Here is a 12,350-nt window from a genome sequence, read left to right on the forward strand (position 1 = left end):
ATATCATGAACTATACCCTTGATTTCACTCCGGTCATCGACGGTCTGCCAAACCTTCTATGGGCCTGTCTCGGAACATTCACGCTGGCCATTTGCGGCATGCTTCTGGCGATCGTGATCGGCATCGGCGGCGTCATTTTGCGCCAGTCGCCATTCAAGCCTTTGCGCTGGCTCGTGATCGGCTTCGTCGAACTGATCCGCAACACGCCGTTTCTGGTGCAGATCTTCTTCATCTATTTCGCGCTGCCGCTGGCCGGCATCCGGCTCGATCCGACGCCGACCGCGATCATCGCGCTTGGCATCAATGGCGGCGCCTATGCCATCGAAATCATTCGTGGTGGCGTGCAGTCCATTTCGAAGGGGCAGATGGAGGCGGGACTGGCGCTCGGGCTGCACAAGGCTCAGGTCTTCCGCTTGATCATCCTCAAGCCGGCACTGAGGGCGATCTATCCCTCCCTGACGAGCCAGTTCATCCTGCTGACGCTGACGACCAGCATCGCATCCGCCATCTCGGCCTACGAACTGACCTCGGTATCGCAACGGATCGAGTCCGACAGCTTCCGCAGCTTCGAGGTCTATTTCACAGTGACGGCGTTCTACCTCGTCATCTCCTGGGTGATGATGCGCATCTTCGCGCTCTTCTCCTCCCGCTATTTCAGCTACCCGGTCAGATAAGGAGGAAATCGAATGGGACGCGAAGAATTCCTTTTCCTTCTGGCAGGCCTGAAATGGACAGTCGCGCTGTCCGTGGTCGCCTTCATATGTGGCAGTATTGCGGGGCTGATAGTCGCTTTGGCGCGCACCTCCGGCATCTTCATCGTCGAGCGCCTGACGGCCGGCTATATCGCGGTATTCCAGGGCACGCCGCTTTTGATGCAGCTTTTCGTCGTCTATTACGGACTAGCCCTGATCGGCATCCAGATGGATGCGTGGGCTGCGGTGTCGGTCGGCTTGACCCTCCATGCAAGTGCCTTTCTGGGGGAAATCTGGCGAGGATCGATTGAAGCGGTGCCGCGTGGGCAGACGGAGGCCGCCAAGGCGTTGAGCCTGGGTTACGTCTCGCGGATGAAGGATGTCGTCCTTCCCCAGGCGATACGGATCTCGCTTCCGGCCACGATTGGCTTCCTGGTGCAGCTCATCAAGGGAACATCGCTCGCTTCGATCGTCGGTTTCACCGAACTGACCCGCGCCGGCAACATCATCTCAAACCAGATCTTCCAGCCATTGACCGTCTTCGGCGTGGTTGGAGCCCTCTACTTCCTGATGTGCTGCCCGCTGACCATCTACGGCGCCCATCTTGAGCGAAAATTCCTGACCGCCAGCCGCTAGGCGTGCCGGTCGAGAAATTCGGAGTTTTATGGATGAACCAGACAATGAATAGCGCAACGACAACCGAGCCGATGATCTCCCTGTCGGGCGTGGAAAAATGGTACGGCGCCTTTAAGGCTCTCGACAATATCAACATGTCTGTCGCGAAGGGCGAGAAGATCGTGCTTTGCGGCCCCTCGGGAAGCGGCAAGTCCACGCTTATCCGCTGCATCAATCACCTGGAGGCCTATCAGAAGGGTGACATCCATGTCGGCGGCATCATGCTCGGACATGGATCGAAGACGATCGATGCGGTTCGCCGCGAGGTCGGCATGGTCTTCCAGCAGTTCAATCTCTTTCCGCACCTGACCGTGTTGCAGAACTGCATGCTGGCTCCGATGAGATCGCTCGGTCTAGACAAGGCCCAAGCCGAGGATCGTGCCCGCACCTTGCTGGAGCGCGTCAAGATCTCCGAGCAGGCCGAAAAATACCCCGCTCAGCTTTCCGGCGGTCAACAGCAGCGCGTCGCCATTGCGCGTGCCCTCTGCATGCGGCCCAAGGCGATGCTGTTCGACGAGCCGACATCCGCACTTGACCCGGAAATGGTCAAGGAAGTGCTCGATACGATGATCGCATTGGCCGAAGAGGGAATGACGATGATCTGCGTGACCCATGAAATGGGTTTCGCACGTCAGGTTGCCGATCGCGTCATCTTCATGGCAAGCGGCGCGATCGTCGAGGAGGCGCCTCCGGCCGAATTCTTCTCCAATCCGAAACATGAACGCACCCGGAAGTTCCTTGGCGAAATCCTCGGGCGGCATTGATGCGATACAGTTTCATAGCCGGAAGGTAAAGCCGATGATAAGCGGCAACACAAAACTCATCGCACATCTCGGTTTCCCGACGCATTCCTTCAAGGCGCCGTTGATCTACAATCCCTATTTCGAGAAAAACGGTATCGATGCGGTCGTGGTGCCGATGGGATGCCGGCCGGATGACTACAAGGCATTTCTGAAACTGGTCTTCCGCCTTTCCAATATCCATGGCGCGCTGATCACCATGCCGCACAAGATCACCACCATGGGATTGCTGGACGAAATTTCCACCAATGCGCAGGTTGCTGGAGCCTGCAACGCAGTGAAAATCGGATCGGACGGCGGCCTTGTCGGCGATATGTTCGACGGGGAAGGTTTCGTCCGCGGGATGCTGCGCAGAGGGCGGGAGATCGAGGGCAAGAGAGCGATCATGGCCGGTGCCGGAGGTGTCGGCTCGGCGATCGCCGCGTCGCTTGCCAAAGCGGGATTGGCAGAACTGGCGCTTTCCGATGCCTCCATCCCCATGATGCAGGGCCTCGTGGACCGGTTGCGTCGTCATTATCCGGGGTTGCGTGTGGAAGCCGGCAAGACCGATCCAAACGGCTACGATATCGTCATCAACGCCACGCCCCTCGGTATGAATGACAATGATCCGCTGCCTTTCGATGTATCCCGGATCGCGCCTTCAGCCTTCGTTGGAGAGGTGGTGCTGAGCCGTGAGATAACGCCGTTCCTGGCTGCGGCGCGCGCTCGCGGCTGCGAATATCAGGTCGGAACAGACATGCTGTTCGAGCAGATACCGGCCTATCTCGAATTCTTCGATCTTCCCATCACGACAGCGGAGGAACTTCGCGCCGTTGCCAGATTGTGAGGGAACTGGGATGCCAGATGATGCAATCAGATTTGCGATCATGGGAGGTGGCCTGATCGGGCGTGAACATGCCGCGCTAATTGCAGCAACGCCCGGTGCAGAGCTTGTCGCAATCTCAGACCCAGCGCCTGCCGCGGAACTGGTTACAAGTGAGTTCGGGGCCAGACACTATCTCGATTATCGGACCATGCTGGACGAGATGCGGCCAGATGGCGTGATCATTGCTCTGCCAAATGCTCTTCATGCTCAAGCGGCAATCGCCTGTGTTGAACGCGACATCCCGTGTCTGGTGGAAAAGCCTGTGGCGGATACGCTCGAAGCTGCAAGGGATCTGGTGGCGGCGGCAGAACGAGCCGATGTGCCAGTTCTAGTGGGACACCAGCGCCGTCATAGCCCCGACATCGCCAAGGCCAAGCAATTGATCGAAGAGGGGCATCTCGGTCGCCTGGTCGGGGTCCACGCCATGTGGCTGGCCGACAAGCCGGAGGCTTATTTCGATGCCGCCTGGCGCCGGCAAGCCGGTGGTGGGCCATTGCTCATCAACCTTATTCACGACATCGATTGCCTGCGGTTTGTCTGTGGTGATATCGAAGAAGTCATGGCCTTCACCTCAAATTCGGTGCGAGGCTTCGAGGTGGAGGATAGCGCCAGCGTCAGCCTGCGCTTTTCATCTGGTGCGGTTGGCACGGTCCTCATGAGCGACACGGCCGTTTCGCCCTACAATTGGGATACGGCCGCCGGGCAGGCGCTGTATTTCCCGCATCAGCCGGAAAACGCCTATTTCTTCTCCGGCACCAGAGCTGCATTGGCATTGCCGTCAATGGATCTTTGGAAGCATGAGGCGGAAGAGGGTCATTGGCAGGATCCGCTGGTCAAGCGGCACGTCACGCTGGATGGCAGCCGGGCCTATGTCAATCAGCTTGCCCATTTCATGAAAGTGGTAACGGGTGACGCCAAACCCCTGGTCTCTGCCCATGATGGAATGATGACCCTGGCGACGATACTGGCGATTGCGCGGTCGGGCCGGGAGAGGCGACCGGTCAGTCCTGCCGATCTATGACACGCGTCGCTGGGGCTTCCTGGTCGATGGGGCCATAGGATCAATTGGACGAGTCGGAGTCCAACATTCCGATTCGTTCGATTTTGCTGAGCGTTTCTCTCGCCAGCCGCAGTGAGGCAGCAGTCGCCATGGCCATCTGTGGCATGATCAGCCATTCGAGTGTCCAGGCTGCTCCTGAACGCTCCTGCTCATGCACCATGGCCTGATGCAATCCTGAAAGCTGGACGGCGTTGAAGCGAGCAAGCGCCACCAGTGTTTCTGCCCCGACCGGATTCTGTTTATGCGCCATGGCGGAGGATTTTCCGCCACCGCTCATGGAAATTTCGCGGCCCGACTGGGCCATCAGCGCGAGATCCTGCCCAATCTTGCCGAGTGCGCCCGTAACCGATGACAGGTGATGGCCGATATCCGCAATTCCGTCTCGCTGGCTCTGCCATTGCCGTATGTCCGCCAACCCCAGTTCTTCAGCAAGCGCGGCACGCACCGCGGCCCCATCTAGTCCCAGCTTGTCGAGAGAACCGGCCGCACCGCCGAGCTGGACCGGAAACACTAGGTTGTTCAGCGCTGTGAGTTGTCGCGCGAGCGGGCCGCGCCAGCTTTCCACTCGATCAGAAACGCGGATCGGAATGGCCGCCTGCATACGGGTAAAGCCCATCAGCGGGTTTGATCCGAAGCGTTCATCGAGACCATCCAGAAGCGCAACTATCTGCCTTATTCGCTCAGTGAAGATCGCATGGATCGCCTTCATCCGAAGCATCAGGCTCGTGTCGATGGCATCCTGGCTGGTTGCGCCGAAATGGACATGGTTGGCCGCATCGCCGCCGACCGCCTGCCTAAGCTGTTTGACGAGTTCGGGGATGACGACGGAATCCGTCCCGACGGCTGCCTTCAGCCGTGCGAGATCGGGTTCGAATGTACCGCATGCCGCCGCAATCTGTTCCGCAGCAGCTGCCGGGATAAGTCCCAGCCCCGCCTGTGCCCGCGCCAAAGCGGCTTCGAAACGAAGCATGGTGTTGATGTCCGCATCGGCTGAAAGGTGGCGAGCGATTTCCTCATCGCCGAGGAGACCCGACAGGAAGGGATGCTCGAAGGGAGAGAAGGCCATCATGTCTCCATGTCGGGTAGGCAGCCGGTTGGGCGCAGCGTCAGATATCGAGGAACACGGTTTCTTTCGGTCCCTGGAGATGGATATCGAGCGTATAGATGCTGCCGTCCTTCTGTGCGACCATTGTCTCGACCCGCTGGCGATGTTCGATGCGTAACAGCAGCGGATCGATGGCGTTCGCTTCCGCCTCGTCGGAAAAGTAGATGCGTGTATGCAGACCGATATTGATGCCGCGAGCAACGATCCAGAGCGTGATATGCGGCGCCATGGGGCGTCCGTCCTTGAACGGAACCTTGCCGGGTTTGATCGTCTCGAACTGGAAATAACCATTCTCGGCATTCGTCGGACAACGGCCCCAGCCGGTGAAGTTCGGATCAGCGGTACCGCGCATTTCCGACGGGCTGTTGTAGAGACCGGCGCTGTCCGGCTGCCAAATTTCGGCAATAGCATCCCGCACAAGCGTATCGGCGCCGTCAAAGATGCGGCCACGCACGGTGATGCGTTCGCCCAGCGTCTGATCGTTGACCATCGTGGTTCCGAGATCGCCGTCATAGACGCCGCGAATGTCGCAGTAATTCGGCGTCAGTCCGATATGGACATAGGGGCCGGCGGTCTGCGACGGTGTTTCCTTCAACCTGTGAAGCTCCTGCACCATCAGTTGCCCTCCAGCCGGTTTTCAAAAAGGGTCGAGCGGCGTCCGCGCAGCACGATATCGAATTTGTAGGCGCGCGCATCCATCGGGATCGTCTGACCCCAGTCCAGCGGTGCGATCAGTTGTTCGATCGCTTTGCGATCCGGGATCGTGTTGACGATCGGACATTTCCAGATCATCGGGTCGCCCTCGAAATACATCTGGGTAATCAGGCGCTGGGCGAAGCCATGTCCGAAGACCGAGAAATGGATATGGGCAGGACGCCAGTCGTTGACGCCGTTCGGCCATGGATAGGGGCCGGGCTTGACGGTGCGAAACGCGTAACGCCCGTCGTCGTCGGTGATCGCACGGCCGCAACCGCCGAAATTGGGGTCGATCGCGGCAAGATAGGTTTCTTTCTTGTGGCGATAACGGCCGCCGGCATTGGCCTGCCAGAATTCCAGCAAGGCACCGCGAACAGGTTGGCCTCGCTCGTCCAGCACGCGGCCATGAACGATTATCCGCTCGCCGATGGCACTTTCTCCCGGCCGGGCGTAGTTGTGGATCAGGTCATTGTCCAACTCGCCGATCATTGAATGGCCGAAAACCGGGCCGGTGATTTCCGAGATCGTGCCGTCGAGAGACAGCAAGGCGCGCTGCGGCGAACGCAGGATCGAGGTCTTGTATTCCGGTGTCAGGGCGGGCGCGTGCCAGGCGCGGTCGCGCGCGAAAAATCCACCGGTCTCCGGCTGTTTGTTCGAATTAGCGGACATCCCTAAGGTCTCCTCCCCCGATGTCTATTCGGCGTCCATCTGTTCGTAGACGCGCTTGGCGATCTTTATGGCATGGTTTGCGGCAGGTACGCCTGCATAGATAGCGACATGCAGCAGGGCCTCGCGAACATCTTCCCGCGAAGCGCCAGTATTGGCGGTGGCCCGCACATGCATGGCAACTTCCTCGTCCTGGCCGAGTGCTGCCAGAAGCGCGATCGTGATGATCGATCGTTCCCGCTTGGTGAAGTTGGGACGTGACCAGACATGTCCCCAGGCGGCTTCCGTGATCAGCGCCTGGAACGGCTCGTCGAATTCAGTGGCGTTGGCGATCGCTCGATCGACATGGGCATCTCCCAACACGGAACGTCGTGTCTCCATGCCCAGGCGGTGTCGGTATGTCTCAACCTCAGTCATTGAGCCTCCCCTGCGGTATTGGTGGTGTTGATGAAGTCTCGGATCAGATCGGTCAAAGCTTCGGGCTGTTCGACGCAGGGAATGTGACCTGCATCCTTGACGATCTCGAAACGCGCGCCGGGGATAAGTTCTGCCGTATTCCTGACGAGGTCTGGCGGCGTTGAGCCATCCTGGTCGCCGACGATGCAGAGGGTCGGCACGACAATGCGTGCAGCGGCCTCGGTGTAATCGGCATCACGAATTGAAGCGCAGGTTGCCGCATAACCTTCGATCGGTTGGCGAGCCAGCATGTTGCGATAACCGTGAAAGGCGATGTTGTCCGGGCTGCGGAAAGCGGGGGTGAACCACTTTTCCATGACCGCATCGACGATGCTTGCGATGCCGTGCTCTTCGACGGCCGCAATACGCGCGTTCCACATATCGGCAGAACCGATTTTGCTGGCAGTATCGCAGAGTATCAGCGCCTTCACCAACTCGGGCCGTGTCTGGTAGATCGCCTGCGCAATAAGCCCTCCAACGGAAAGGCCGCAGATCACGGCGTTGCGCACGTTGAGCAGATCCAGGAGGCCGGCAAGATCCGCTGCATGATCCTCGATCGAATAAGGGGGCTTGCCGATATCGGACAGGCCATGGCCACGCTTGTCGTAAAGGATGATCGGGAAGTCGCCGGCGAGGCGCACGATGACATCCCGCCAGATGCGAAAATCCGTGCCGAGCGAATTGGCGAATACGATGACCGGTTTATCCGCCGGTCCTCCAATAACCTGATAGTGGATCGTGACGTCATTGACGCGCGCAAACTGCATTGAAAATCTCTCCCTGAATTATCTTGGTATATTGGCTCGGTTAGGTAAAATGACTTTTTAGGTGTTTTTTATATCCGAATGGTTATGTATTCGATGAGCGAGCCAAACGTTAAGTTTCGTCATCTCCAAGCCTTTATCGAGGTTGCTCGTCACAAGAGCGTCGTCAAGGCGGCCGGTTTTCTGAATGTCAGCCAGCCGGCGGTTACCAAGACCATTCGGGAGCTCGAAGAGGCGCTCGGTGTCGCGCTTGTGGAGCGCGAGGGCAGGGGCATCCGGCTATCGCGTTATGGCGAGGTATTCCTGAAACATGCCGGTGCGGCGATCGCCGCTCTTCGACAGGGTGTCGATTCAGTTTCGCAGGAACGTGTTGGAGAAGCGCCGTTGATACGGATCGGTGCGCTACCGACAGTTTCCAGCCACATCATGCCGCGGGCCGTGGATCTTTTTCTGAAGGAAAAGACCGGGAGCCGCATCAAGATCGTCACCGGCGAAAACTCGGTGCTGCTGGAACAACTGCGCTTCGGCGACCTCGATCTTGTCATCGGCCGACTGGCGGGGGCTGACAGGATGGCGGGATTTATCTTCGAGCACCTCTATTCCGAACGGGTGGTGTTTACCGTCCGTGCCGGCCATCCGATCCTGACGTCGGGGCATTCATCGTTTTCCGAACTCGGCGACTATCCGATCCTGATGCCGACCACGTCGTCGATCATTCGGCCCTTTGTCGATCGGCTACTCATCGCCAACGGCATTTCAAGTCTGCCGAACCAGATCGAGACCGTTTCAGACTCTTTCGGTCGAGCATTCGTGCTGTCGAGCGACGCGGTGTGGATCATATCGTCCGGGGTTGTGTCCCGCGATATCGGGACGGGGCTAATGCAGGCATTGCCGATCGATACAAGCGATACCCAAGGGCCCGTGGGGCTGACAATGCGGACTGACGCAATCCCCTCCATCGCGATGTCGCTTTTGATACAGACCATACGAGAAGCTGCAGGCTCCCGTTAGCTCACTTGCCTGCCTCAATCTCCCGAGGCGCTACGAGAGCACTCCGCGAAGCTCGCGACTTACCTGCTGAAGTGACGGGAGGTAGGTTTCGATGACAGAAGCCATAGGGGCGCTCGAGACGGCCAGTCCCGTGTTTAATGCCGCGACCACGACGCCGCGCGCGTTTTTCACCGGCACTGCGACGGATCTCAATCCCTGCTCGACCTCCTGGTCGACTGCGGCATAACCGTGCGTTCGAACCAGCGCGAGTTCCTTCAAGACGTCATCGATAGTGTGGAGCGTATGGGCGGTTCTTGCCTGAAGCGGATGGGAGTTCAGAAGTTCAATCGCTTGAGTTTCGGGAAGTGCTGCAAGCATGACACGTCCGAGAGACGTGCAATAAGCGGGAAGACGCGACCCTGGCATGAGCGCAATCGACATCACCTTCCGCTGCGCAGCACGCGCGACGTAGACGATCTCTGCACCATCCAGGATGGCGACGGACGTGCTCTGGCCAATCTGTTCGGATAACTGATCGAGCCATGGCTGAACGATGCGCGGCAGCGGCATGGATGCCAGGCAGCCGGTACCGAGACGCAGGACGCGCGGAGTGACCGTAAAGAACTTGCCGTCATAAGCACAATATCCGTGTTCAGCGAGCGTCAGCAGACAACGGCGGGTGGTTGCTCGATCCAGGCCGGAGATCTCTGCCGCTTCCGAAATGCTCAATCGAGGCGTTTCGGCGGTAAAAGCTTCGATCACGCGAAGCCCCTTCGCCAATCCGCCCATCATGTCACTCTGCTTCACATTCAATATAATAACTCCGAGTTTGTGCGATAATGCAACAAATGCATCATATCGCACAAAAACGTTGAGGTCGAGAAAGTCGAGGGGTAGGTTTTCGAGAGGCTACGACAGAGGACGAGGCCCATCATCAAGGGAGGTGGCGGATGAACAAGACAAGCCAGAGCCTGGCGGCGGCTGTGTCCGAAATAGGCGACGGAGCGACAGTGATGATCGGCGGCTTCGGTGGCTCCGGCGCTCCGATCGAACTCATCCACGCGCTGATCGACAAGGGTCCAAAGGACCTGACGGTCATCAACAACAATGCCGGCAATGGCCGTATCGGGATTGCGGCGATGATCGACGCGGGCATGGTCCGAAAGATGATCTGCTCGTTCCCGAAATCGTCCGATCCGCGCGCCTTTACCGATAAGTACCTGGCCGGAGAAATCGAACTCGAACTTGTGCCGCAAGGCACGCTTGCGGAACGCATCCGTGCCGGAGGCGCCGGCATACCGGCATTCTACACCCCGACCGCTTACGGCACGGAGCTCGCGGAAGGCAAGCCGATCGGCGAATTCGACGGTCGGCGTTACGTCCAGGAACGGTGGCTGAAGGCTGACTTCGCCATCATCAAGGCTCATCTCGGCGACCGTCATGGCAATCTCACCTACAACAAGGCGGCTCGTAACTTCAATCCGCTGATGTGCATGGCGGCCGCCAGCACGATCGTTCAGGTTTCGAGGATCGTCGAGGCGGGCGAAATCGACCCCGAACATGTGGTCACGCCCGGAATTTTCGTCGATCGCGTCGTCGAGGTTTCGCAGCCTCGCCAGGAAGAGGAACTCATTCGCGCCGGAGTGACCTACGCATGACCAGCATCGCTCAAGAAGAGATCAAGCTGACCAACGCCCAGATCGCCTGGCGCGCGGCGCAGGACATTGTCGACGGCGCCTATGTCAATCTGGGTATCGGCTTTCCCGAAATGGTCGCCCGTTACCAGCCGCCCGGCCGGGAGGCGATCTTCCACACGGAAAACGGCATCCTCGATTTCGGCGAGGCGCCGAAGCCAGGCGAAGAGGACTGGGACCTCATCAATGCCGGCAAAAAGGCAGTGACGCTGAAGCAGGGCGCTTCGTTCTTCCATCATGCGGACAGCTTCGCGATGGTGCGCGGCGGCCATCTCGATGTTGCGATCCTTGGGGCATTGCAGGTTGCGCAAAGCGGGGATCTGGCAAACTGGCGTGTCGGCTCGAAGGGCGTTCCGGCAGTCGGTGGCGCCATGGATCTCGTGCATGGCGCCAAACAGGTTTTTGTCATCACCGAGCATGTGACAAAGAACGGCGAACCCAAGCTCGTGGAAAAATGCACGTTTCCGCTGACCGGCTTGGCCTGTGTCACCAGGGTTTACACCAGTCATGCCGTCATCGAGATCGTTGAAGGACGCTTCGTGCTGCGAGAAAAACTTGCCGCATTGAGCATAGAAGAACTGCAGTCGATGACGGACGCTCCGTTGCATATCGCGGGTTCGGTCGCCGATCTCATCGTGCCCGAAGTCTGAGGAGAATACAGTGGCCGAGGCTTTAATCTGCGACTACATCCGCACCCCGATTGGTCGTTTCGGCGGCACGCTTTCCTCAGTGAGGGCTGACGACCTCGGCGCCATACCGCTGAAGGCGCTCATCGAGCGAAATGCCGGCATCGACTGGGAGGCGGTTGGCGACGTGATCTTTGGATGCGCCAACCAGGCGGGCGAGGACAACCGCAATGTCGCGCGCATGTCTCTGCTTCTGGCCGGGCTTCCTGTGTCCGTCACGGGCACGACCATCAACCGTCTGTGCGGTTCGGGAATGGATGCCGTCATCACTGCGGCGCGCGCCATCAAGTCGGGTGAGGCGGAGTTGATGATTGCGGGCGGCGTCGAAAGCATGAGCCGGGCACCGTTCGTCATGCCGAAGGCCGACGCCGCGTTTTCGCGCAACGCGGAGATCTACGACACGACAATCGGCTGGCGCTTCGTAAATCCGCTGATGAAGAAGCTTTACGGCGTCGATTCCATGCCCGAAACCGGCGAAAATGTTGCGGAAGATTATCGGATCTCTCGCGAAGATCAGGATGCGTTTGCTCTGCGCAGTCAGAACAAGGCCGCTGCCGCCCAGGAAACCGGCCGGCTTGCCCGCGAAATCACGCCGGTCGCCATCCCCCAGCGCAAGGGTGAGGCACTGGTCATCTCGAAAGACGAGCATCCGCGCGCGACCACGATCGAAGCGCTCGCCAAACTTGGTACTCCCTTCAAGAAGGAAGGCGGAACAGTGACGGCCGGCAACGCCTCCGGCGTCAACGATGGTGCCGCGGCGCTGATTATCGCTTCGGAAACAGCTGTCAGAAAATACGGGCTGACGCCGATTGCGCGGGTTCTGGCCGGAGCGACAGCGGGCGTTCCTCCACGTGTTATGGGTATCGGCCCGGCGCCTGCTTCCAAAAAGCTGATGGCATTGCTCGGCCTGACGCAGGATCAGTTCGATGTCATCGAACTGAACGAGGCCTTTGCCTCCCAGGGCCTTGCAACCTTGCGCGAACTCGGCATTGCCGATGACGATCCGCGCGTCAACCCGAATGGCGGGGCCATCGCGCTTGGACATCCGCTGGGCATGACGGGTGCGAGAATTGCCGGCACGGCCGCTCTGGAACTTTCGTCCGGCAGGGGTAACCACGCGCTCGCAACCATGTGCATAGGTGTGGGGCAGGGTATCGCGCTCGCTCTCGGGCGCGCCTGACCGCTTTTTCGGCAGGAAAAC

Annotated in this window: 15 protein-coding genes; 9 read left to right on the forward strand and 6 right to left on the reverse strand. The window is 59.1% G+C overall.

Features of this window, described 5'->3' with window-relative positions; genetic code table 11:
- Positions 1-5: 5 nt before the first annotated feature.
- The 5 genes from MRBLMR1_RS12610 to MRBLMR1_RS12630 all read left to right on the forward strand — a co-directional run bounded on the left by MRBLMR1_RS12610 (position 6) and on the right by MRBLMR1_RS12630 (position 4,053).
- Positions 6-674: an amino acid ABC transporter permease gene (locus MRBLMR1_RS12610; protein WP_112502128.1), complete on the forward strand. Its 669-nt coding sequence runs from the start codon at positions 6-8 to the stop codon at positions 672-674.
- A gap of 12 nt (positions 675-686) precedes the next feature.
- Positions 687-1,328 (forward strand): amino acid ABC transporter permease, encoded by a 642-nt coding sequence (locus tag MRBLMR1_RS12615; protein ID WP_112502127.1) that lies wholly within the window; start codon positions 687-689, stop codon positions 1,326-1,328.
- Between the two features lie 71 nt (positions 1,329-1,399).
- A complete protein-coding gene (locus MRBLMR1_RS12620; RefSeq protein WP_183686822.1) occupies positions 1,400-2,131 on the forward strand; it encodes an amino acid ABC transporter ATP-binding protein in 732 nt (243 codons plus the stop codon).
- 34 nt (positions 2,132-2,165) lie between these two features.
- Positions 2,166-2,993, forward strand: a complete 828-nt coding sequence (locus tag MRBLMR1_RS12625) for a shikimate dehydrogenase family protein (protein ID WP_206829039.1) — start codon at positions 2,166-2,168, stop codon at positions 2,991-2,993.
- Between the two features lie 10 nt (positions 2,994-3,003).
- Entirely contained in the window at positions 3,004-4,053 is a 1,050-nt protein-coding gene (locus MRBLMR1_RS12630; protein WP_500064901.1) for a Gfo/Idh/MocA family protein, read from the forward strand.
- Between the two features lie 40 nt (positions 4,054-4,093).
- On the opposite strand, the gene MRBLMR1_RS12635 is transcribed toward MRBLMR1_RS12630, so the two are convergent.
- Genes MRBLMR1_RS12635 through pcaD form a run of 5 tightly spaced genes read right to left on the reverse strand, consistent with a single transcriptional unit; the run spans position 4,094 to position 7,782 of the window.
- Positions 4,094-5,158 (reverse strand): 3-carboxy-cis,cis-muconate cycloisomerase, encoded by a 1,065-nt coding sequence (locus MRBLMR1_RS12635; RefSeq protein ID WP_148144162.1) that lies wholly within the window; start codon positions 5,156-5,158, stop codon positions 4,094-4,096.
- Positions 5,159-5,198: 40 nt separating this feature from the next.
- A complete protein-coding gene (pcaG, locus tag MRBLMR1_RS12640; RefSeq protein WP_500064926.1) occupies positions 5,199-5,810 on the reverse strand; it encodes a protocatechuate 3,4-dioxygenase subunit alpha in 612 nt (203 codons plus the stop codon).
- A gap of 2 nt (positions 5,811-5,812) precedes the next feature.
- Positions 5,813-6,562, reverse strand: a complete 750-nt coding sequence (gene pcaH, locus MRBLMR1_RS12645; RefSeq protein ID WP_148144161.1) for a protocatechuate 3,4-dioxygenase subunit beta — start codon at positions 6,560-6,562, stop codon at positions 5,813-5,815.
- 24 nt (positions 6,563-6,586) lie between these two features.
- Entirely contained in the window at positions 6,587-6,976 is a 390-nt protein-coding gene (pcaC, locus tag MRBLMR1_RS12650; protein ID WP_148144160.1) for a 4-carboxymuconolactone decarboxylase, read from the reverse strand.
- A complete protein-coding gene (pcaD, locus tag MRBLMR1_RS12655; RefSeq protein WP_148144159.1) occupies positions 6,973-7,782 on the reverse strand; it encodes a 3-oxoadipate enol-lactonase in 810 nt (269 codons plus the stop codon). Before pcaD ends, pcaC begins: the two co-directional genes overlap by 4 nt.
- A 93-nt stretch (positions 7,783-7,875) precedes the next feature.
- Between pcaD and pcaQ the strand changes: the two genes are divergently transcribed.
- A complete protein-coding gene (gene pcaQ, locus MRBLMR1_RS12660) occupies positions 7,876-8,790 on the forward strand; it encodes a pca operon transcription factor PcaQ (RefSeq protein WP_148144158.1) in 915 nt (304 codons plus the stop codon).
- 30 nt (positions 8,791-8,820) lie between these two features.
- On the opposite strand, the gene MRBLMR1_RS12665 is transcribed toward pcaQ, so the two are convergent.
- Complete coding sequence (locus tag MRBLMR1_RS12665; protein WP_404946123.1) at positions 8,821-9,582, reverse strand: IclR family transcriptional regulator domain-containing protein; 762 nt, start codon at positions 9,580-9,582, stop codon at positions 8,821-8,823.
- Positions 9,583-9,719: 137 nt separating this feature from the next.
- Here MRBLMR1_RS12665 and MRBLMR1_RS12670 point away from each other — a divergent pair, with 137 nt between their 5' ends.
- The 3 genes from MRBLMR1_RS12670 to pcaF are packed head-to-tail and all read left to right on the forward strand — an operon-like array spanning position 9,720 to position 12,329.
- Positions 9,720-10,427, forward strand: a complete 708-nt coding sequence (locus MRBLMR1_RS12670; protein WP_148144156.1) for a 3-oxoacid CoA-transferase subunit A — start codon at positions 9,720-9,722, stop codon at positions 10,425-10,427.
- Entirely contained in the window at positions 10,424-11,113 is a 690-nt protein-coding gene (locus MRBLMR1_RS12675; RefSeq protein WP_148144155.1) for a CoA transferase subunit B, read from the forward strand. The genes MRBLMR1_RS12670 and MRBLMR1_RS12675 overlap by 4 nt, the downstream gene beginning before the upstream one ends.
- A gap of 10 nt (positions 11,114-11,123) precedes the next feature.
- On the forward strand, positions 11,124-12,329 hold the full coding sequence (pcaF, locus tag MRBLMR1_RS12680; protein WP_148144154.1) for a 3-oxoadipyl-CoA thiolase: 1,206 nt from the start codon (positions 11,124-11,126) through the stop codon (positions 12,327-12,329).
- Positions 12,330-12,350: the final 21 nt, after the last annotated feature.

This window comes from Neorhizobium sp. LMR1-1-1.1, assembly GCF_040675795.1.
GTDB classification, from domain to species: Bacteria; Pseudomonadota; Alphaproteobacteria; order Rhizobiales; family Rhizobiaceae; genus Neorhizobium; species Neorhizobium cellulosilyticum.